Below are 21286 nucleotides of genomic sequence, written 5' to 3'. Positions count from 1 at the left end.
TTTACTATTGTTGCTTCTCATATACATGATAATAGTACGTATACGGATTTTTTTCATCCGTTAAACCTTTTTCAACAAAAATTTCTTTCCAATTTGTCATATCCATTTCTGGGAAGAATGTATCTCCTTCAAATGCATGATGGATTTTTGTTATATATAACTTGTCTACGTAAGGTAAAAAGAGATCATAAATTTGCGCTCCGCCAAAAATAAAGATCTCTTCTTCATTTTTGCATAGCTCAAACACTTCTTCTACAGAATGTGCTACTTCACAGCCTTCAACACGATACCCTTCATTACGAGTTACAATAATATTACGTCTTCCAGGCAGTGGCCTACCAATCGCTTCATAGTTTTTTCTTCCCATAATAAGCGAATGACCCATCGTTGTTTTCTTTACATATTGTAATTCACTCGGTAAACGCCAAGGTAAATTATTATCTTTACCAATTACTCTATTCTCGTCCATTGCGACCATAAATGAAACTATCATCTTTTCATCTCCTCTACAATTACACTGCAACCGGTGCTTTAATTGCTGGGTGTGGATCATATCCTTCAATCGTTAAATCTTCCATTTCAAAATCAAACACAGATTTCACATCTGGATTTAATGTAAGTTTCGGGAACGGACGTGGTTCACGCGCCAATTGCTTTTCTACTTGCTCAAAATGGTTTGTATAAATGTGTGCATCTCCAATTGTATGAACAAATTCTCCCACTTCAAGTCCGCATTCATGTGCAATTAAATGTGTCAGCAGTGAGTAACTTGCAATGTTAAATGGAATTCCAAGGAATATATCACCACTTCTTTGATATAGCTGACAAGAAAGTTTACCGTCTGCTACATAAAACTGAAATAACGTATGACAAGGTGGTAATGCCATACTTGGTACATCTTCAGGATTCCAAGCAGATACAATTAGGCGACGTGAATCTGGCGTTTTTTTAATCATTTCAATTACATCTTTTAATTGATCAAGCGTCTCACCAGCTGTCGTTTTCCAAGCACGCCACTGCTTACCGTATACGTCTCCTAAATAACCATATTTATTTGAGAAGTCATCATCTTCTAAAACGTTCTTTTTAAACAATTCCATTTGCTCATCGTACTGAACTTTAAATTCCTCATCTTGTTGTGAGCGAAGACCGAAATCAGTCATGTCAGGACCTATATACTCGTCACTTTCTACCCAACTCTTAAATGCCCATTCATTCCAAATGTTGTTATTATGCTGCAATAAATAACGAATATTTGTATCACCTTTCATAAACCAAAGTAGTTCACTTGCTACAAGTCGAAACGGCACTCTCTTTGTTGTTAATAAAGGAAAACCTTTACTTAGATCAAAACGCATTTGATATCCAAATACAGATACAGTGCCTGTCCCTGTACGGTCTTCTTTCTTCGTACCATGCTCCATTACATGGCGGCATAAATTTAAGTATTCATTTTCAGCATGTTTCATATGTAGAAAAACCTTCTTTCAATCTTATATGGAATTTATCATACCATGAAAAACAGTAAATTTAATCATCATAATCAATAAAAAATATTTCTATATTAACAGAATTCTACTGCTTTATATTTTTACAAAATGTAAATTTATAATCACCTGACCCTAAATCTCTTTCAATATTATGCTCTGCTTTCCAATTCATTTCGTCTATCCGTAATGTAGCACTCGTATTAGGTGGTACATATACATGTAAAGATGCTCGTTCCATTTCTAAACGCCACTCAATCTTAATTTCTCCATAAGCTGTTTCACGTTTCACTTTAATCCATTCTAAATTTGAATCAAAATGTGGTTGTACATAAAAATGTTTATATGCAGGTTTGGCTTCATCCACTTCTAATCCAACAATATAACGGTATATCCACTCAACGATAGAGCCATATGCATAATGATTGTAAGAATTCATACTATCATTCCAAAGTGTCCCATCCTCTTTCACGCCATCCCAATGTTCCCAAATCGTTGTGGCACCTCGTTTCACTTGGTATAACCATGATGGATAATCTTCATGAAATAGAAGCTTACAAGCAAGGTCATGACGGTTAAACTTGCTTAATATTAAATTTAAATAAGGTGTCCCTATAAAACCAGTTGTTAAATGATTTTTACTTTCTTTTAGAAGCTCAATTAACCGATTAAATACTTTCTCCTTCACATTATCTTTCACTAGTTCAAAAAGAAGTACTAATATGTGGGCTGTTTGTGTATTTGAAATTAACCTCCCATTCGGTGTAACGAATTCATTTTGAAACGCTTGAACAATATTTCTATGTAAATCTGCATAATACTTAGCATCTGTATTTTTACCTAAAATTTCAGCAATTCTTCGTAAAATCGATGTAGAATATGCATAAAAAGCCGTCGCAATAAAGTGCTTGTCTGTTCCGCCTTCAAATACATCTGGTTTTGTATCTAATGCAAGCCAATCCCCTAAATGGTAACCTGTATCCCATATATACTCATTCTCACCTTGTGAACGTATGTAATCTATATATTTTTTCATGCTTTCATATTGTTCTTTTAAAATCGATACATCTCCGTAATGCAAATAGTGAACCCATGGACAAATAATAGCTGCATCGCCCCAACCACCAGAAGTATCCAGTTCAAAATCTGCTCTTTTCCCAAACGCATCTGGAATAACTAAAGGCACAGCTCCGTTTTTATTTTGGTCTAGTGATAAATCTTGGAGCCACTTTTTAAAGAACAATTGTACATCCATAATTTGTGTAGCTGTTCCAATGAACATTTGTGCATCTCCAGTCCATCCGAGTCGATCGTCCCGCTGCGGACAATCTGTTGGCACATCAAAAAAGTTCCCTCTTTGAGACCATTCCACATTATGATGAAGTTGATTGATTAATGGATTGGACGTTTCAAATTCTGACGCTTTTTCCATGTCAGTATGTAATACAATCCCTTCAAAATCTGCTATTTGAGGGGGCTGAGTTAATCCACTTACCTTCACATACCTAAAGCCTTGATATGTAAAATGAGGTTCAAACGTTTCCTCTTCCTCTCCTTTTGCTATATACACTATTTTTTGTTTTGCCTTGCGGAGATTTCCATTATAAAAACTACCGTCTTTATTTAATATTTCAGCATGATGCAATTCTATCTTTTGTCCAGTATAAACATGACGGACTTTAAACCGAACCCAACCTACCATATTTTGCCCCATATCAATAAGCCATTCATGATTGGGTAGTTTTGAAATAGCGATTGGTTTTATAATTTTCACTTTACGAATCGCTTCATTTTCCTGTGCAACAATTATTTGTTTGGAATGCTCAATTACTTCAACATCTTCTAGCACTTGTTCACTTTCTTCTAGCCTAGCGTCATAAACTTCTCCTTCATAAATTTCCGAATACAAAATAGGGCTTGGAGTTACTCTCCATGATTCATCTGTTACAATTTTTTCTTTCGTTCCATCTTTATACGTGATATGTACTTGAGCAATTATCGCTCTCCTTCTCCCGTAATAATTACGTACATGATGCATGGTAATCGGCCCTTTGTACCAGCCATTTCCTACCATTGCGGAAATATCATTTTGACCAATCTTTAATACATGCTTTATATCATACGTTTGATACAACACTCTCTTATCATAACTTGTCCATCCCGGGGTAAAATAACAATCTCCAATACGCTCTCCATTTATAGAAGCCTCGTATAATCCTAAACTAGTCATATATAAACGTGCTTTTTTAACTAATTTTTTAATAGAAAAGCTTTTATTAAAAGACATTACCTGTGTGCGCTCTTTTTTCGCAGCAATCCATTTTCCGCTCCAGTTACCTTGCCCTTGTAATCCAGTCTCCCAAAATGCTACTTCTGACCAAGCTGACTCTTCTTCATGATTATCCCATGCCTTCACTCGATAAAAATAGCATGTTTCCGTACTATATGAAAACGAATTGATTGGTATATATAAACTTTGATCTGTCTCTACCTTCTGCGAATCAAATACTATAGTTTTAAACCCTCTATCCTTCGCAACCTGCAATTGATACGCAAGTTGTTTTACATTTCGGTTACTCGACTCGAGTTGCCAACTAATTTTAACAACTTGCGTATCTATACCTATCGGATTATTTTTATTATTACAGAGCAATTTCTTTATTGTTAGCACACTTCTTCACCGTCTTTTCTAAATTTTAATTTAAATTAATTATAATAAAAATAAAATTCTAAATAAATAATAATTTTATTCATCCTTACAAAATTATTAACTTTCCATAATTAAAAAGGTTTTCATTTTCTATTACCGAAAGTATAGTGCGGTAGAACAAAATTTATATTTGGAGGTTTGAAGTATGTCTAAAATTGAAACGCCTGTTATGACTTCTTTACAAACAACGGTTGAAAAAATGATGAAGGATTTAAACGTGCCTGGAGCTGCTGTAGCTATTATAAAAGACGGTGAAATGATTATTTCAGAAGGTTTCGGCTATCGTAATTTAGAGACAAAAGCCCCTGTTACACCGCGTACTTTGTTTGCAATCGGTTCCTCAACGAAAGCTTTTGGCACACTTTCATTAAGCTTATTAGCGCAGCAAAAAAAGTTTAATTGGGATGCTCCTGTCCAGTCTTATATACAAAACTTCTCTTTATCTGAACTACTTGCTAGCTCACAAGTTACCGGACGAGATTTAGCCTCTCATCGAACTGGCGTAAGCCGCCATGAGGCTCTTTGGTATAGCTCTTCCTTATCTCGAAAAGATCTCGTTGAAAAAATAAAGCATTTACCACTTGATGCACCGTTTCGGACTTCATTTCTATATAACAACTTAATGTATGCGACAATTAGCTATATTGTAGAAAACATCACAAATCAAACGTGGGAGCAATACGCTACAGAACATATTTTAGAACCTTTAAATATGAGACATACAAACTTCTCTGTTACCGATTCACAAACGACAGAAGACTATGCTTTACCTTACATTGAAAATGATGGTGAAATAAAAGAAGTTCCATTCCGCAACATCGATACAGTCGGTGCTGCTGGATGTATTAATTCTACAATTGAAGATATGGCAAATTGGGTACTTCTTCACTTAAACAATGGAAAATTTGGAGATCACGAATTAATCTCCTCTGAATTATTACAACAAATGTATACACCACACAATTCAATTCCAGATCAACCAGTTTTATCACTTCCTGAATCTCCATTAAATAGTTACGGCCTTGGTTGGTTTATAAGCGCTTATCGTGGTAATAAGGTGATTCATCATGGTGGTAATATTGATGGATTTTCAGCGCTTGTTTCTTTCATACCAACAGAAAACATCGGCCTTGTCATTTTAACGAATGCTGGAGGCACATTACTGCCTACTTATCTAGCTAATCAAATTTATGACGAACTACTTGAATTAGAATCCATTGATTGGCATAAACGTGCTGTAGAAGATACTGAAAAAATGAAGGAAATGATGAAAGAAGCAACTGAATCCATTCCAGAACAAATTAAAGGGACTACACCTTCTCACAAATTAGAGGATTATACTGGTACTTTCGAACATCCTGCATACGGAACATTACAAGTATACAAGCGTGATGATTCATTATTTGTGCAATTCATGGAAATGGACATTCAATTAACACATCATCATTACGACATCTTCTCTGCAAAAGTTGACTTATTCCAAATGAAAATGAGTTTATTATTCGCTTATGAAATGAGTGTGAGTGGTGAATTTCCATCCCTTCAGTTACATGTGCCAGCTACACTTAGTACTCAGCCACTTGTATTTAAGAAAACAAAATAAATATTTTAATAGAGGGACGATAACTCTTCCCTCTATTCCCCTTTTCTCTATGCAAAAAGGATAATACATAAAGGATACCGAATTCTATTATTTATCTAATTAAATTATCTGGAGGAAAAGCTATGTACACAGAAATTTTTAAAGAAGTTGTTTCAGTTACTCATCACGATTATTCAGGCTGTATAGATAAGAAAGGATGGGACGATCCCACTACTTATTTACATTCAATCGAGAAACTAGAGAAACAAGGAGAACTAACACCAGTACGCTTTACTGAAATTGTAAATGACTACTTACTAGACTATAAAGACAATCATATGTTTTTCAAAATTAGCACTAGCGATCAACCTCTTAACAACGTGGGCTTCCAAGTGAAAAGATACGAAGATCGCTTATATATTACATCTACTTCAGAAGAAAAAAGAGTAAAAAAAGGACAAGCTATCCTTGCATTAGACAATATGAAGATTCCTGATTTATTAATAAAATATAAAAAGTATTTAAATGAGAATTCATATGAACGTGAAAAATGGGGATATGTTTTATCAAAGTTTTCAAATTGTACACTTATAGATGAAAATGGATTGCCCCAAACAATTACTTTACAAAAATATAAACAGAGCAAATATACACCTATATATTCAATAGAAAAATGTAATAAAAATACACTCTTAATTACTTTGACAGACTTCGCAAATGCTGAAGCTATCAATACATTATTAGACTCACACAAAGGTGAGCTTAATGCTTTTCCGAATTTAATTATAGATGTGCGATTAAATCGTGGCGGAAGTGATGATGCATTTTTCAACCTACTTCCTTACTTATTTGAAGACAAAGAAATTTCTCTTTTCGATTCTTCAGAAACAATGCAATTAAATCATACAGAACGAAACTTTCATTTACGTATGAAAGACATGAAAATGGAAATGGAAGATTATGATTCTTTAGACGAACTTTCCAAATTATTCACTAATATGTTTATTCAAGATTTAAAAAAGAATTATAAAAAAGGATTCGTTACATTTAATACTTCTAGTTTACCAAAAGAACTTCAATCATTAAAAATACATGGACGAAAATCACCTAGTAAAGTAGTCATATTAACAGATGTTACATGTGGGAGTTCTGGCGATTCTTTTGTAGAAGTTGCAAAAAAATCATTGAAAGTAAAAGTAATAGGTCGTCCTACTGCTGGTGTAAATGATTATTCTAATTTAGCAGTAATGGAATGGGCTGATACATTCGCTCTTTATTATCCTACTTCACGACTTTCTATTATAGATAAAGGCGAAGGAATGTCCGGAATTGGTATACAACCACATATACATATTCCGTGGACTCCGGAACATATACAAGAAGATATAGATGTAAAGTTAGCATTACAACTACTTCAAAACGAAGAATGGTAAAAAATAATAGGTAGGTGTGAATCACACCTACCTTTTCTATTTCATATCAATCTTTTCTGGTTGAAACCAAATTGGCTTTAATAACTCAAAGTTTTTATGATCCTCTAAAACGATAGTAAGGCGTTCTAACGTATCATCTAACATATGCGGTGCTGCTCGTAATGTCCAGACAACTGATGAGAAAACTGTCATACCTACGTACACCGCATATAATTTCCAAAACTCCTTTGGTATTATACCATTAAAGTATCCTTCTATTTGTCCGATTGAATACGGAATACTAATGTCTCTTGCAAATAGTGCAATTTTTACGAAATCATGAAGTGGATCGCCCCAATCATAACCATTAAAATCAACAACACCTACATATTTCCCATCCCGTACAATTATATTTTCTAAATGAAAATCATCGTGTTGAAATCGATTTGGGCGATTCTTTAAGTATATTTCATTTTCATCGATAAACTTAATGATTTTATCATCATTTTTTATTTTTATTCCGCACGTTTTATATGCCTCTACATATTTTTGATGTTTTTTCATTGCTCTTTCATACCATGGAAGAATATCCTCAGGAGCTTCATATGTATGCATTTTTGCTAAATCTTTCCCTGCCTCTATACCAATCTCATATTGTTCTTTTGGCGTATATGTAGGCAACAACTTTTTCGCATCTTCCCCCTCTATATATGAGAAAATACTATATACACCTTCTTCTTCCAATATACCTATTTCAATCGGCCTTTGCACCTTTACGTTACGTTTTACCATTTCATTTAAAATTTGAAACTCTATTTTCCTTCTTTCATACTCTTGTACATCGCCAATCCGTACCATATATTTTTCATTATTAATTGTCGTAACTATATATTTCCTATCAGGTGAGAAACCTTTAGAAATTTCTTCAATATTCGCTGCATCTTTTACTATTTGTATATTGTTTTGCCATGTTGCAATTGTTTTCATGTATATTCCTCCTTACATTTCTACATTTGGTGTGTAAGCCACTTCTATAATAAACCCATTCGGATCATAAAAATCAATCGTATAGTACCCTTCCGAATAATGATTCATTTCCATCGGACCACGTATTATCTTTATTTTCGTGCTAGAAAGAAATTCTGCTACCTCATCAACTACTTTTCTATTAATAGCTTGGTAACAAATATGTCTTGGTCCTAAAGTTCTTACGATTTCTTCATCTACTTCTTTAAAATATATTTCACTTTCTCCTGTGCTATATGCTACTTCATTTAACTTTCTCCAGCCAATTATAGAAAATAACATATCATAAAAAGAAATGGACTCCTCTAAATTCGCTACCCAAAATTCAATATGATGAATACCTGCTCGAAGTGTATTCATATTAAGAATACGCCCCTTGTACTACTTGCACAATTTCCATCGGTGTATTCACCATATAATCTGGTGCATCTTTTTTCACTGTTTCAATAACATCATACCCCCAAGATACCCATATTACATTCACCCCAACCTTTTTACACGCTGCTACGTCTCGCTGCTCGTCACCGACGTATAACATATCTTTCTCTGTTATTTTTTTCGATTTTAAAAACCTTTTTATCATTTTATCTTTACCAAATAAATTTTTAGAACAATACACTTCTTGTATATTTTCTATATCATTATTGTGTAAAAATGCCCGAATGTGCTCTTCTAAGTTCGATGAGATGACTGCAATTCCGTAGCCTTTTTTATGTAGTTCATCTAATACTTCTTTCATCCCATCGAACAAAACGAAATTTTTTATAGCAGGCTGATATAATTTATAAAATTCCAACGCTAATATCGGTAGTTTATACAGTGGTACATTAAGTTGTTTACATCTCTCTGGCATCGTTAATTTACGTAAATGTTCAATTTCGTCTTCCTTTACTGCTTTATACCCATGTTTTTCAGCAAGTTGATTATAAATTGGTACAAATATATTTTGTGAATCTACTAATGTGCCATCAAAGTCAAAAACAATATATTTTTGCATTGTCCTACTCCCTTTACTTCTTTTTCTAAACCTATTTTATTCAACAACATAGTCGTCTTACCCTTCTATAAACATAAAAAAAGAACAAGATTTCTCTTGTTCTTTTTAAGAAAGCCATTTTGGCGGCACATTCGTATTCCAATAAATATTTCCCAACTCATGATGTCCGGAGTACCCATCATCAAAACGGTGATAGTGGAAATTAAAATAATACCCATCTTGCGGTGGATGATCTCTTCTTACGTGGAAACGCAATAAGTCATTTCCTGTTTTCGTATCGTAAACGTGAAAAATCTTTTCATTATTTCCACCAGCTGGTTTTTGAGAAATCGCTAATGATTGTAACGAATCTTCCGGTACATCATTTGCTAGTTCAGCAATTGCCTCTTCAATCTTCGGTAATATTACATCTTTAAACTCATCTTCAATTACTGGACCAATTTTAGTACCAAACTTTTGCATCGACTGTTTCTCTGCTTCTTGCATTGCATAAGTAATAAAAGTATCGGTGGTTAACCTGTCATTCGTTTCTTCATATGTATAGGACGTACTCTCCAAATTTTGTTGCCCAGCTGTGCTCGTAGGCTTGTCCGCAGCTTTGGCATTATCAAGCAATATGGAAGGAGGCGTCACTAAACCAAATGTAAATACGGTAATTAATGCGACTAAGGTTTTTCTAAACCAATTTGGCATGTATGTTTCCTCCCCTTTCACTCATTATATTTTATATAACGGTTGTTTTCTCTATTATACAAAATGATTGTAATTTTTGCACTTTACAATTTTGTTAACGTTCACATATTTTTCACTTGAATATGAAATTGTAAGATTTCATACAATAAAAATACAACAATAATGAGGAGGAGCTCCGATGACTTTAGATGCCATGTATTCCGCCGCAAGCATACTCGTTTTAGTATATTTTATTTATCAATGTGTTACAGATTAGAAAAAAGAGCCATTTTTCGGCTCTTTTTTCTATGGTAAGAATACTATCCAACCAATCCATACTATAAAAATGACTCCAGCAATTAAAGCTGGTAATAAATAAAAATGAGAAAGTATAACTATTCCATATAAAAGTAGTACTGGAAGTAATAAATAGCGATCTGCCCTCCATCTTAACAATAGTAATTTTCCTTCATCACAATATAAATGAAGAAACATTTTTTTCGCAAACTCAGTCCAATAATCGCGTGCATAGCGGGAAATTGCAAATAAAGCAAATGCAAGAATAATAGCGGCAATCCATTTCGGACTCATAATAATACTGACAGTGCTTATACATACAATTTGAATATAAAATATTCGTGCACTACTTGTACGAAAAAATTCTTTTAAAAAGGATTCAACAATACGATAATCCGTTTTCTTTCCTAAAAACTTTTTAGAACGCGGAAACATCCACGGCTTTTTATTCGAACTACTCGGTTTAGCTGCATGACCACCAACTTGCATAATCCGACTCGTCCAGCGCATACTTTCTTCTTTTTCTCTCTCAACTTCTTTAAAAAAGCAATTTTTATAATTTAATTTTTCTTTTATCAATATGATAATTAGAAACACTGTTAGACCGATACTTAGTATAGAATACCATGGATTTTTATAAATAAGAAACAAACTCAATCCAAAAAAGGATAGACTTATAGAAAATATTACATTTTTTATAATCCATAGTAGCCATCGTTTCCCCACACGTACATGAATAAATCTCGTTAATAACGCCAACAAAAATCGAAATACAGTAAAGAATAGCCAAAATAATACGACTTGTATCTTCGTCACTCCAATACTTTTCATCAACACTGGTAACATCGCAACAACTACTACTACATTCGTTATTGCTATTCGAATAAACGTATATGTCATGCCATACTGGATTAATTTTTGCATGTGAGCGGGGTACGAAATTAAAAATAAACTATCCGCTTGCTCAAAAAATGAGCGAACTCCTCTTCCATATGTAATCGCATAAAATGCGAGTAGACTTAATCCGAAATAAACAGTCTCTCCCATCGATAATTCTTCCGTCCATAGTGAACGATAATAAATCCCCATAAATATAAATGCTGGAATAACAATATATAGCGCAACCGTCCAATCCGTTATAGAACGTATGGACTTCCATTTGCGCCCCAGTTCATGGCGTAATCTTTTATAAAATTGTTTTTTAATCATGCTGTTCACGCCTTACGATTACATCAAAACAATCTAATAATGAACTTCCTGGCATTTCTGCTAACGTTTGAATTGCCTCTAAATGGCCATCTGCGACTAATGTACCTTGAGAGATGAGTAAAAATCTTTCGCAAATTCTTTCAGCTGTATCTAATACGTGCGTACAAAGTAAAATTCCTGCCCCGCGTTCTTTTTCTTTATATAAATAACTTAAAAACTCTTTCGTAGCTACTGGATCTAGTCCGATAAAAGGTTCGTCAATGATATAAAAATCTGGTTCTGTTAAAAACGCTAATATAAGCATCGATTTTTGTTTCATACCTTTAGAAAACTTTGATAAATACTCATGTTTATGCTTATCCATTCGAAACATATGTAATAACTCTTCAGCTTTCCGTTCCCAGCTTCCGGCTTCGTTCTCGCGAGCTGCCATTAATAATTCAATATGTTCCCAAAGCGTCAAATAATCATAATATGTCGGGTGTTCTGGCACATATGCATACGGATTTTTCTTCTCGCCAAATGATATTTCACCATCCACATTTATAAGTAACCCGAGCATCGTTTTAATCGTCGTACTTTTCCCGGCACCATTTGCGCCAATAAGAGCAACTAATTCGCCTTGCTCAATCGAAAAGGCAATATCATGAATTGTTTTTTCACCTATTTCATATCCAGCAGAACGGATATTTACTTCTAACATACATTCCCCTTCTTTCCATTTTCAATACAAACTAGGAAAAGAATAACATATAACCATCTATATATCATTATAAAATATTTATTTTCATAGCAGGAATAAATATTTTTTAACAGAATACTTAATGTTTGATTACATTTAATTGGAGTGGATAATATGTCTTTTCAAATTCGTGAAGCTACGATAGACGATATAGATGCGCTTTGCTCTTTGACGAAAGAATTAAAAGGTTCTTCTATTTCCTATGAAGATATGAACAACCGATTGCAATTCGTACAAATGAGTCCTTTTGATTTTTTATATGTTTATGAGGAAGAAGAAACTATATTTGGATTACTTGGGTTTCGTATACGTGAAAATTTAGAAGATGTAACTCGTTATGGGGAAATTTCAATTATTAGCGTTGATTCTACAATACGACGGAAAGGCATTGGGCAAGTATTAATGGATTATGCTGAACAATTAGCAAAGAAGCATAATTGCATTGGCACATGGCTAGTTAGTGGAATAAAAAGAGTAGAAGCTCATCCTTTTTACAAAAAATTAGGATATGAAGTGAATGGATATCGATTTGTAAAACATTTTTAAACTACTTGTTAATTGAAAGGACTATAACTATGACAAACATTCAAGCAATTTTCATTGATCGTGACGGTACAATTGGTGGCGATACTACCATACATTACCCAGGATCCTTTACATTATTCCCTTTTACAAAAGTAGCTCTACAAAAACTAAAAGCTAATCATATAAAAATTTTCTCTTTTACAAACCAGCCAGGTATCGCGGATGGGATAGCAACTGTAGCCGATTTTGTACAAGAATTAGAAGGCTTCGGTTTTGATGATATTTACGTATGTCCTCATAAACACGGTGACGGTTGCGAATGTCGTAAACCAAATACAGGCATGCTACTACAAGCAGCTGAAAAACACGGGCTTGATTTAACACAATGTGCTGTAATTGGTGATCGCTGGACTGATATCGTTGCAGGAGCAAAAGTGAATGCGACAACAATTTTAGTACGAACAGGCGCTGGATACGACGCTTTACATACGTACCGAGACAAGTGGGCACATATTGAACCAAACTACATTGCAGAAAACTTTGAAGATGCGACAAATTGGGTTTTAAATCAACTATAATGCAAATGAAAAGAGACGCCTTCAAAATGAATGCGCCTCTTTTCATCTAATATTTTTTAAAACGTCAATTCATAATGGAAATAACGATTATCTCTCAAATAACCATTTTCAGCGTATAATCGCTGCGCTGATAAATTATCAATCTCCGTTTGTAATTTTACACCTTTCGCACCATTTTCTAAGGCGAATCCTTTCGCAGCTTCTAATAATTTTTTCCCTGTTCCTGCCCCGCGCTTAGCAGCTTGTACAAATAAATCATTTAAAATCCATAATTCTTTCATCGAAATAGAAGAAAATGATGGATATAATTGCGTGAATCCAATATATTCACCGTCTTCAACTGCTACGAAGATAACAGATTCTTTTCTCTCCATTCGATTTCGTAAAAATACTTTTGCTCCTTCTAGATCGGAATCTTGTCTATAAAACATACGATAGTTATTAAAAACTGATGCTAGTCCATCTAAATCTGCAATTGTTGCCTCATATATTCTCATTTTACTCCATTCCCCTTCCAATACTGTCTCATTATATCCGTTGCCCATTTAGGCTGTACAATTTCTTCTTTCGGCATAAACTCTTTCATTATTGGCTTTATATCCAATATAGGGGTGCCATCAATAGCATCTAACCCCTCAACAATAATTGATTTACCTTCTCTTTTCATTACCTTTACAATGGTTGCTCCTATGCGATTCGGACGATTTTTCCCGCGCTGTGCAAAAATGCCTACTTTAGGATAATCATTATTATTTCTAGGGTGTCTAGCAACATATTGAATTTGTTCATCAGTTACTTTATGAAAATAAAAAACTACTTCAATATGAGAAAAATCTTCAATCCCTTGTATACTTTCCTCTGTATACATTTCAGTTAAAGTAATATAGGATCTTACTTCTCCCCACTCATCATCTTTTATTTCCTTTCTTTCATTATGTACAAATGCGATTGGTTGAACTGAAAACATACGCATTCCCCCTTACATGTAACCACTTACATTATAAAATATTTTCTGAATGTTTTCCACATATACAAATTAGGTTACATAATATAATTATAATCTATCTCCTACGGCGAAATTAACTGCTTCAACTGCATGTATATAAGTCGTATCGAATATTGGAATGGATACGTCTTCCTGCTTTATTAATAATCCTATTTCTGTACATCCTAAAATGATACCCTGTGCGCCTTTTTGCACTAAATCTTCTATAACTGCTTTATAATACTCTCTGGATTGAGATACGATTTTTCCTAAACATAATTCTGTATATATGACTTCGTTTATTTTTTCTCTATTTTTTTCTAATGGCACTATGACTTTTATATCATTCTCTTTAATACGTGATTTATAGAAATCTTGCTCCATTGTATATTTTGTTCCAAGTAAACCAACAGTTTGAATACCTTTTCTTTTCATTTCTTTCGCAGTTGCATCTGCGATATGTAAAACTGGAATATGAATATTCTCCTTTATTTTCTCAATTACTTTATGCATTGTATTTGTGCAAATAATAATAAAGTCTGCGCCTCCCATTTGTAATGAATATGCTGCATTCCCTAGAATTTCTCCTGCACTATCCCAATCACCGCTAGTCTGGAATCCTTCAATCTCTTCAAAGTCTACACTATTAATTAAACATTTAGCTGAATGTAACCCACCTAATCTACTTTTTATTTCTTCATTTATGATTCGATAATATTCAGCAGTTGATTCCCAACTCATACCACCAATAAGACCTATCGTTTTCATTAAACCCACACCCACCTTATACTATTTATTCAAGATAATTACGACATTTTATTATGTATATTATACACAATAAAACAAGACTTTACGTTTGAAATATAAAGTCTTGCTTTAACTATTTCCAAGGAAATTTTATAAGAATATTCTGAAATTAACCACCTAATTTTTTTATAGAATCTTCATATCGATAATGAAAACATTCTCGATACAACTGTTTAATTTCATCATATGATGGCACACGTGGGTTATTTGCTGGACTTCCACTTTCAATTGCATCTGACGCCATTTTAGAAACAGCTTTTTCAAATTCAACCTCACCAATTCCGTATTCTTTTAAATTTGGAATACGAAGATCAAAACAAAGTTTTTTTATTTCCATCAGCGTGTAGTCGGCTACTTCTTCATCACAATAAGAATACATATCTTTATTTAAACAGCGGCCAATTTCCGCTAATCTTTTTACCGCACTACCTTTTGTATATTCTAAAACTGTAGGTAATAATATTGCATTTGATATACCATGTGGTACATGAAATAACGCTCCTACTGGTCTTGACATTCCATGAACTAATGTAACAGATGCGTTTGAAAATGCAATTCCAGCTTGTAAGGAAGCAATCATCATCGCTTCTCTTGCCTCCATATTGTCTCCATCTTCATATGCAATACGTAAATATTTCATAATACTTTCAATAGCGGAAAGAGCGAGTACATCTGTAAGTGATTGTGAAACTTTAGAAATATATGCTTCGACTGCATGACATAATGCATCTATCCCTGTTGCTGCTGTAATATGAGGTGGTACAGAACGTGTTAAAATCGGATCAATAATCGCTACTTGCGGGGTAAAACTCGGATGCTTCATCATCATTTTTACATCTGTTCGTTTATTCGTAATTACTGCTACACTTGTTACTTCTGACCCAGTACCCGAAGTTGTTGGAATTGCAATGAGCGGTAGCGGATCATTGTCTATTTCCATATCCTTTTGGACATAATCTTCCACTTCTCCACCATTTGTATATAACACCGCAACTGCTTTTGCTGCATCGATACAACTTCCACCACCAAGACCGATAATAAAATCACACTTTTCTTCTTTACAAATAGTTAGCGCCTCTAACACGTGTATATTTGTAGGCTCAGCATTTACTTTATTATATGTAATAACAGTAATCCCTTTCGTATTTAGTTGTTGTATACACCTCTCAACATATCCTAAATCCTCCATAATTGTATCCGTAACTATAAACGCTCTTTTCCCGAATTTCTTGGATTGTTCCCCCAGTTTTTCAAGCGAATTTCTTCCATATAATACAGACTTCGGCATACGAAACTCAGCAACTTCTTGCAAGTACTCCACCCCTTCTTTCCCTAATTCATGTTTTCGTCTATAAAATATCTATTTAATAAATCCCTGTTAAAGTATAGAACGCGATAACTAAAAATACAGCAAACGTTTTCAAAACTGTAATTGCAAAAATATCTTTATATGACTGTTTATGAGTTAATCCGGTTACTGTAAGAATAGTAATAATAGCCCCGTTATGTGGTAGTGTATCCATTCCGCCTGATGCCATTGATACGATACGATGCATTACTTCTAATGGAATATCAAATTGATGAGCCGCTGCAATAAACTTATCTCCCATTGCACTTAAAACGATTCCCATTCCTCCTGATGCAGAGCCTGTAATACCGGCTAAAATATTCGTCGTGACTGCTCCATTCACGAGAGGATTTGTGAATGTGGCAGAGATGCCATCTCTCATAATCGCAAAACCTGGAAGTGCGGCGATGACACCACCGAAACCAAACTCAGCTCCTGTATTCATCGTTGCAAGTAGCGCTCCACCAATACTTGTATTCAATCCAGCTTGAAATCCTGTTACGACTCGTTTCCAATATAATAATAACGTTGTTACAATACCTATTATAAGTGCCAATTCTACCGACCAAATTCCAACTACTGCACTTAATTCTACTTTTCCAAATGCTTTCATACCAATTGTAGAAAAATCAAAACCATTCGGATACCACTTCGGTATCATAATAGTAAAAACTTTATTCATTACACCTACTAAAATAAGTGGTATAAAAGCAATTACTTGCTGTGCTCTTGTAATTTCAAGGCTTTTCAGTAACGGCATATCTTTTTGTTTTACTTGTAAAGAAGCTGCCATTTCAGTATTACTATCGTTAAAACCAAAATATCCTTCTCCTGCTGCCTTTGCCTTCTTACGTCTACTCTCTAAATATAGTAAACCTAATGTAAGAACAAAAATTGCTCCTACAATTCCAAGTATCGGTGCAGCATAAATGTCCGTTTTGAAAAAAGTTGTAGGTATTACGTTTTGAATTTGTGGTGATCCAGGTAGCGCATCCATCGTAAACGTGACTGCTCCAAGAACAATCGTTCCAGGGATTAAACGTTTTGGAATATTCGCTTGTCGAAACAGCTTTGCTGCGAATGGATATACAGCAAACACTACTACATACACACTAACACCGCTATATGTTAAAATAGCCCCCATTAATACAATTGCTAATATCGTACGTTTTTCACCAACTAACTCTATAATTGTCTTTGCAATTGAGTCCGCAATTCCTGACATTTCTACTACTTTCCCAAATATTGCTCCAAGTAAAAATACAGGAAAATATAGTTTAATAAAACCTACCATTTTCTCCATAAAAATATTCGAAAAGAAAGGTAATACAAAACTAGGCTCTGTCAAAAATACCGCAAATAAAGCAAAAATCGGTGCAAATAAAATAACAGAAAAGCCTCTATAAGCTACAAACATAAGTAAACTAAGTGCTAATAATATAATAACTAGCTCCAATTATACCCCTCCTTTGACAGAAGATTCAAACTTTTATTGATAAACTTCTACTACTAATCTTTTGATTCTGACATCCCTCCTCTTATTCATACAAATTTTTCATGCTAAAAATGTCTAATTATAAGTATTCGATTACATATGAAAAATCCCTTTAAACAAAAAACGATTTCATCATCATACGTTATAAAGGGATTATTAGTCTCTATATTTACTTCTTTATCAAACTATTTTCTAAACAAAAATGATGTAGTTCTTTTACATCATTTACGATATGAGTCGCACCAACTTCAGTCAATTCCGTTTCACTACCATAGCCATATAAAACGCCGATCGATGCAATTTCATTATGATTCGCGCCGATTATATCGTGCTTTCTATCTCCAATCATAACAATTTCTTCTTTATTAAGTTCTTCATTTGTTTGTAAAATATGAGCAATGATTTCTTCTTTTTTTATTCTTGTACCATCTAAATTACTTCCAATGATACCTTCGAAATAATTTGTTAGTTGAAAATGCTCTATAACTTGTTCAGCAAATATAGTAGGCTTTGAAGTTGCTATAAATAAACGATTTCCAGTATCTTTTAATTGTTTTAAAAGATTTGGAATACCCTCGTAAACATTATTCTCCAACAATCCACGTTGCTTTAAATATTCTCTGAAATAAAAAACAGCTCGTTCAACTTCTCCTTCATTCATATTATATCTCTCTACAAATGATTGCTGGATGGGTGGACCAATAAATGAATCTAACTCGCTTATATGTAATTCTTCAATGCCAACCTTTTTTAATGCATACAATACTGAATTGACAATCCCTTCTTTCGGATCCGTCAATGTTCCATCTAAATCAAATAAATATGTTGTGTACACGTTTCAATCCCCCACTCATTTTACTTTATAAGTAACCTATAACAGCTTTTCCTATTACCTCTTTTATTATAATACTATCATTATCTTTTTTTCTGAAAAATTACTTTTCCTATGTCACATACTTTCAGTTACAAAAAAAGATACATATGGTAAAGTGAAAAAGTTACAATTATTTTAATAGAAACTGGTGAAACAAATGTCAATTACGTTAATTTTTATAATGGCTTTCACAATTATTATCCATGCGGTTGAAACTAGCTCTTATAGTATTCGATTAGCTGGTGTACGTTTAAAAAAGATTGCCGTTGCCTTATCCGTCGTAGGAATGGTACTGCTTATTTCTAGAACATCTAACTTACTACAAGCCTTTTTAATCGGTGGTATTGTCGATGAAGCAAAACTAGATTCTTCGATTGATTTAGAGCATATTATACGTCTCGTTCTATTATCTGCTTCTATCGGTACATTACTTGCAATTATACTGTATCCAACTTTGACAAAACTATTTGGATACGTCATTCAAAATTTTGAAACAGATGGTTCATTCATTCGAATGATGAAGACGAATAACATTCAAAAGTTAAAGTACACAAAAAAATATGTACGGTTTCCAAAGTTAGAAATGATTCATAGACTACGCATTGGTGGTATTCCAAAACGTATTATGCTTATTAATATGTTTGCTACTGCTATTTATACAGCTGGTGTTCTTTCTGCTCTTTACGCTTCATTTCTAAATCCAGATTATGCAACAAACGCAAGTACAGCTTCTGGTCTTGTAAATGGTTTTGCTACAATTTTATTAACCGTACTACTCGATCCACGCATCGCTCTTTTAACTGAACGTGCTTTACAATCAGAGAATGGTGCTGAGTCTATGAGTAAAATGTACGGTTGGCTAATGATTTCTAGACTTTTCGGTACATTATTAGCACAACTACTATTTGTACCAGGTGCTTACTGGATTTTATGGATTATTGAACTAATACATTAATTTACTAGAAAGGTGAATATATCAATGAATATCCAAACAGAGCAACATATCATTCGCTTGATAGAAAACGACGAATGGATGATGAACGTATTACAATTAGCAAAATCACTTGAGCTACCTGATTGGTGGATTTGTGCCGGGTTTGTTCGTTCTAAAATTTGGGATACTTTACATAACTACGAAATAAGAACAACTACACCAGACGTTGATGTCATTTATTTTGACCCTTTTCGTAAAGATGAGATATACGAACAATTATTAGAAAAGAAACTAATAAATTTTGATGCCTCTATACCTTGGTCAGTAAAAAATCAAGCTCGTATGCATGTAGTGAATAATATGCTACCGTACTCTTCTTCTGTTGATGCTATTTCTAAATTTCCTGAAACAGCAACGGCTTTAGGGGTTACATTAGACGAAAAAAACAATGTTATATTAACAGCTCCGTGCGGTATTGAAGATGTTCTTTCCTTACAAGTGAGACCAACAGCTCATTTTCTTGAATCAAAAGAACGATTACATATGTACAAAAACAGAGTTATAAAAAAGAATTGGCAAAGTAAGTGGCCTAGCATTACAATCACATATCCAGAAATTTAGAAAGGATGCTTCTTATTTAGAGAAGCACCCTTTTCTTCATTTCAAAAAATGTATGACTGTTTCTGCAAATCTATCTGCTTCCTCATAATGAGGTGAATGACCGCTCTCTTCAAATACGATATACTTGCCGTTTCGGGCATCTTTATTAAATATTTCAATTTGTTTTTCACACGTTACTACATCATGTTTTCCTACTATTAATAGCATTGGACTTTGTACATCTTTTATTTTTCGTAATAATGAAGTATGAAATGCTCCTTCTAATTTTAATCTATCAAAATGAATCTTGGAGCGATTTGAAAATTCTTCCCACTCTTCATCACTATATAAACTCTCGTCTGTCACATCTTCCTTATAATTGTAAAGTTCCATTCTTTTTTCTTCTAATTCATCACTTAATCTTATATAAGATTCTAACAACTCTTCTGAACAAGCATTGCTAGATGAATAAGCAAAGCACTCTTTTGCTACTTCTTCTTTTCTATACTTTTTTAATAAATGCCCTGCCTTTTGTAACAAAGCCCTACTTGTTAATGCGAAATCGAAAGTTGGTCCTTCAAATATTATTTTCTCTATTGAACTTGGATATATCGATGCATATAACAATGCTAAATATCCACCGAAAGAATGTCCAATTACAGACCACTTCTCAATTTGTAATACTTTTTTTAATTCCTCACAGTCTTCAATCAAATCATTTAATCCAAAAGCTTCGTCTTCAGTAATTTTTTCTGAGCGACAAACACCTTTTTGATCTATCATAATTACATATAAAGAATCTTTTAAACGTTCCGCTTGATGAAATGAAAAATCATAGCAACTTTCCCCTGGTCCACCATGCAAGTATAAAACTGGCTTATTTTTAGGATTTCCATGTGTTTCAACGTATAGCTTTTTGCCTCTAATATGCATGTATTTCCCTGCTTCTATCAAATTCGCCTTTATGATCATCACCTTCTTTTTTTACTGAATATTATAACACCTA

At 33.7% G+C, this 21286-nt stretch carries 22 protein-coding genes; 6 read left to right on the top strand and 16 right to left on the bottom strand.

What is annotated here, in order from left to right; translation table 11 throughout:
- Positions 1 to 4 precede the first annotated feature (4 nt).
- The 3 genes from ACTFSI_RS15365 to ACTFSI_RS15355 form a co-directional block, all read right to left on the bottom strand.
- A complete protein-coding gene (locus ACTFSI_RS15365) occupies positions 5 to 493 on the bottom strand; it encodes a dihydrofolate reductase (RefSeq protein ID WP_044792535.1) in 489 nt (162 codons plus the stop codon).
- Positions 494 to 512: 19 nt separating this feature from the next.
- A complete protein-coding gene (locus ACTFSI_RS15360) occupies positions 513 to 1469 on the bottom strand; it encodes a thymidylate synthase (protein WP_440045463.1) in 957 nt (318 codons plus the stop codon).
- A 106-nt stretch (positions 1470 to 1575) separates the two neighbouring features.
- On the bottom strand, positions 1576 to 4158 hold the full coding sequence (locus tag ACTFSI_RS15355; protein WP_440045462.1) for a family 78 glycoside hydrolase catalytic domain: 2583 nt from the start codon (positions 4156 to 4158) through the stop codon (positions 1576 to 1578).
- A gap of 184 nt (positions 4159 to 4342) precedes the next feature.
- Here ACTFSI_RS15355 and ACTFSI_RS15350 point away from each other — a divergent pair, with 184 nt between their 5' ends.
- Positions 4343 to 5800: a serine hydrolase gene (locus ACTFSI_RS15350; protein WP_139895498.1), complete on the top strand. Its 1458-nt coding sequence runs from the start codon at positions 4343 to 4345 to the stop codon at positions 5798 to 5800.
- Positions 5801 to 5922: 122 nt separating this feature from the next.
- On the top strand, positions 5923 to 7212 hold the full coding sequence (locus ACTFSI_RS15345) for a S41 family peptidase (RefSeq protein ID WP_440045461.1): 1290 nt from the start codon (positions 5923 to 5925) through the stop codon (positions 7210 to 7212).
- Between the two features lie 36 nt (positions 7213 to 7248).
- Here ACTFSI_RS15345 and ACTFSI_RS15340 read toward each other — a convergent pair whose 3' ends face one another.
- From ACTFSI_RS15340 to ACTFSI_RS15315, 6 genes are all read right to left on the bottom strand, one after another.
- Positions 7249 to 8178: an aminoglycoside phosphotransferase family protein gene (locus ACTFSI_RS15340; protein ID WP_044792539.1), complete on the bottom strand. Its 930-nt coding sequence runs from the start codon at positions 8176 to 8178 to the stop codon at positions 7249 to 7251.
- 12 nt (positions 8179 to 8190) lie between these two features.
- Positions 8191 to 8577, bottom strand: a complete 387-nt coding sequence (locus ACTFSI_RS15335; RefSeq protein ID WP_001094656.1) for a VOC family protein — start codon at positions 8575 to 8577, stop codon at positions 8191 to 8193.
- 1 nt (position 8578) lies between these two features.
- Entirely contained in the window at positions 8579 to 9214 is a 636-nt protein-coding gene (locus tag ACTFSI_RS15330) for an HAD family hydrolase (RefSeq protein WP_440045460.1), read from the bottom strand.
- Between the two features lie 105 nt (positions 9215 to 9319).
- Positions 9320 to 9907, bottom strand: coding sequence for a YpjP family protein (locus ACTFSI_RS15325; RefSeq protein ID WP_001134413.1), 588 nt, complete (start codon positions 9905 to 9907; stop codon positions 9320 to 9322).
- Between the two features lie 285 nt (positions 9908 to 10192).
- Positions 10193 to 11392, bottom strand: a complete 1200-nt coding sequence (locus tag ACTFSI_RS15320; RefSeq protein ID WP_440045459.1) for an ABC transporter permease — start codon at positions 11390 to 11392, stop codon at positions 10193 to 10195.
- The gene (locus ACTFSI_RS15315; RefSeq protein WP_048552336.1) at positions 11385 to 12095 is read right to left on the bottom strand and encodes an ABC transporter ATP-binding protein; all 711 of its coding nucleotides are present in this window, start codon (positions 12093 to 12095) and stop codon (positions 11385 to 11387) included. The genes ACTFSI_RS15320 and ACTFSI_RS15315 overlap by 8 nt, the downstream gene beginning before the upstream one ends.
- A 153-nt stretch (positions 12096 to 12248) precedes the next feature.
- On the opposite strand from ACTFSI_RS15315, the gene ACTFSI_RS15310 reads away from it, so the two are divergent.
- Both ACTFSI_RS15310 and ACTFSI_RS15305 read left to right on the top strand, forming a co-directional pair.
- The gene (locus ACTFSI_RS15310; RefSeq protein ID WP_000009781.1) at positions 12249 to 12680 is read left to right on the top strand and encodes a GNAT family N-acetyltransferase; all 432 of its coding nucleotides are present in this window, start codon (positions 12249 to 12251) and stop codon (positions 12678 to 12680) included.
- A 29-nt stretch (positions 12681 to 12709) separates the two neighbouring features.
- Complete coding sequence (locus ACTFSI_RS15305; RefSeq protein ID WP_000181893.1) at positions 12710 to 13237, top strand: HAD-IIIA family hydrolase; 528 nt, start codon at positions 12710 to 12712, stop codon at positions 13235 to 13237.
- Positions 13238 to 13293: 56 nt separating this feature from the next.
- Here the strand turns inward: ACTFSI_RS15305 and ACTFSI_RS15300 are convergent, their stop codons facing one another.
- The 6 genes from ACTFSI_RS15300 to ACTFSI_RS15275 form a co-directional block, all read right to left on the bottom strand.
- Positions 13294 to 13734: a GNAT family N-acetyltransferase gene (locus ACTFSI_RS15300; protein WP_001223874.1), complete on the bottom strand. Its 441-nt coding sequence runs from the start codon at positions 13732 to 13734 to the stop codon at positions 13294 to 13296.
- Positions 13731 to 14204: an SAM-dependent methyltransferase gene (locus tag ACTFSI_RS15295; protein WP_138322077.1), complete on the bottom strand. Its 474-nt coding sequence runs from the start codon at positions 14202 to 14204 to the stop codon at positions 13731 to 13733. Before ACTFSI_RS15295 ends, ACTFSI_RS15300 begins: the two co-directional genes overlap by 4 nt.
- An 87-nt stretch (positions 14205 to 14291) precedes the next feature.
- The gene (locus ACTFSI_RS15290) at positions 14292 to 14990 is read right to left on the bottom strand and encodes an aspartate/glutamate racemase family protein (protein WP_138322078.1); all 699 of its coding nucleotides are present in this window, start codon (positions 14988 to 14990) and stop codon (positions 14292 to 14294) included.
- 148 nt (positions 14991 to 15138) lie between these two features.
- Positions 15139 to 16341 (bottom strand): alcohol dehydrogenase EutG, encoded by a 1203-nt coding sequence (gene eutG, locus ACTFSI_RS15285; protein ID WP_138322079.1) that lies wholly within the window; start codon positions 16339 to 16341, stop codon positions 15139 to 15141.
- 52 nt (positions 16342 to 16393) lie between these two features.
- Positions 16394 to 17833, bottom strand: a complete 1440-nt coding sequence (locus ACTFSI_RS15280) for a GntP family permease (protein ID WP_071708775.1) — start codon at positions 17831 to 17833, stop codon at positions 16394 to 16396.
- Between the two features lie 208 nt (positions 17834 to 18041).
- Positions 18042 to 18707 (bottom strand): HAD family hydrolase, encoded by a 666-nt coding sequence (locus ACTFSI_RS15275; protein ID WP_000288829.1) that lies wholly within the window; start codon positions 18705 to 18707, stop codon positions 18042 to 18044.
- A gap of 196 nt (positions 18708 to 18903) precedes the next feature.
- Here ACTFSI_RS15275 and ACTFSI_RS15270 point away from each other — a divergent pair, with 196 nt between their 5' ends.
- Together ACTFSI_RS15270 and ACTFSI_RS15265 are read left to right on the top strand one after the other, a co-directional pair.
- The gene (locus ACTFSI_RS15270) at positions 18904 to 19701 is read left to right on the top strand and encodes a lipid II flippase Amj family protein (protein WP_000028910.1); all 798 of its coding nucleotides are present in this window, start codon (positions 18904 to 18906) and stop codon (positions 19699 to 19701) included.
- 24 nt (positions 19702 to 19725) lie between these two features.
- Entirely contained in the window at positions 19726 to 20301 is a 576-nt protein-coding gene (locus ACTFSI_RS15265) for a nucleotidyltransferase family protein (protein ID WP_074565292.1), read from the top strand.
- Between the two features lie 36 nt (positions 20302 to 20337).
- Here ACTFSI_RS15265 and ACTFSI_RS15260 read toward each other — a convergent pair whose 3' ends face one another.
- Positions 20338 to 21252 (bottom strand): alpha/beta fold hydrolase, encoded by a 915-nt coding sequence (locus tag ACTFSI_RS15260; protein ID WP_074565293.1) that lies wholly within the window; start codon positions 21250 to 21252, stop codon positions 20338 to 20340.
- Positions 21253 to 21286: the final 34 nt, after the last annotated feature.

Source organism: Bacillus cereus group sp. MYBK101-2, from assembly GCF_051918845.1.
GTDB lineage: Bacteria > Bacillota > Bacilli > Bacillales > Bacillaceae_G > Bacillus_A > Bacillus_A paranthracis.
The sequence above is the reverse complement of the archived record's forward strand: the minus strand, read 5'-3'. Positions and strand labels throughout refer to the sequence as shown.

Bases quoted from the DNA above. Each gene is read 5' to 3' on its own strand.
- ACTFSI_RS15340 (WP_044792539.1), bottom strand. From the start codon at position 8,178: ATGAAAACAATTGCAACATGGCAAAACAATATACAAATAGTAAAAGAT.
- ACTFSI_RS15360 (WP_440045463.1), bottom strand. From the start codon at position 1,469: ATGAAACATGCTGAAAATGAATACTTAAATTTATGCCGCCATGTAATG.
- ACTFSI_RS15365 (WP_044792535.1), bottom strand. From the start codon at position 493: ATGATAGTTTCATTTATGGTCGCAATGGACGAGAATAGAGTAATTGGT.
- ACTFSI_RS15330 (WP_440045460.1), bottom strand. From the start codon at position 9,214: ATGCAAAAATATATTGTTTTTGACTTTGATGGCACATTAGTAGATTCA.
- ACTFSI_RS15345 (WP_440045461.1), top strand. From the start codon at position 5,923: ATGTACACAGAAATTTTTAAAGAAGTTGTTTCAGTTACTCATCACGAT.
- ACTFSI_RS15300 (WP_001223874.1), bottom strand. From the start codon at position 13,734: ATGAGAATATATGAGGCAACAATTGCAGATTTAGATGGACTAGCATCA.
- ACTFSI_RS15320 (WP_440045459.1), bottom strand. From the start codon at position 11,392: ATGATTAAAAAACAATTTTATAAAAGATTACGCCATGAACTGGGGCGC.
- ACTFSI_RS15265 (WP_074565292.1), top strand. From the start codon at position 19,726: ATGAATATCCAAACAGAGCAACATATCATTCGCTTGATAGAAAACGAC.
- ACTFSI_RS15270 (WP_000028910.1), top strand. From the start codon at position 18,904: ATGTCAATTACGTTAATTTTTATAATGGCTTTCACAATTATTATCCAT.
- ACTFSI_RS15290 (WP_138322078.1), bottom strand. From the start codon at position 14,990: ATGAAAACGATAGGTCTTATTGGTGGTATGAGTTGGGAATCAACTGCT.
- ACTFSI_RS15325 (WP_001134413.1), bottom strand. From the start codon at position 9,907: ATGCCAAATTGGTTTAGAAAAACCTTAGTCGCATTAATTACCGTATTT.
- ACTFSI_RS15295 (WP_138322077.1), bottom strand. From the start codon at position 14,204: ATGTTTTCAGTTCAACCAATCGCATTTGTACATAATGAAAGAAAGGAA.
- ACTFSI_RS15260 (WP_074565293.1), bottom strand. From the start codon at position 21,252: ATGATCATAAAGGCGAATTTGATAGAAGCAGGGAAATACATGCATATT.
- ACTFSI_RS15350 (WP_139895498.1), top strand. From the start codon at position 4,343: ATGTCTAAAATTGAAACGCCTGTTATGACTTCTTTACAAACAACGGTT.
- ACTFSI_RS15310 (WP_000009781.1), top strand. From the start codon at position 12,249: ATGTCTTTTCAAATTCGTGAAGCTACGATAGACGATATAGATGCGCTT.
- ACTFSI_RS15315 (WP_048552336.1), bottom strand. From the start codon at position 12,095: ATGTTAGAAGTAAATATCCGTTCTGCTGGATATGAAATAGGTGAAAAA.
- ACTFSI_RS15335 (WP_001094656.1), bottom strand. From the start codon at position 8,577: ATGAATACACTTCGAGCAGGTATTCATCATATTGAATTTTGGGTAGCG.
- ACTFSI_RS15305 (WP_000181893.1), top strand. From the start codon at position 12,710: ATGACAAACATTCAAGCAATTTTCATTGATCGTGACGGTACAATTGGT.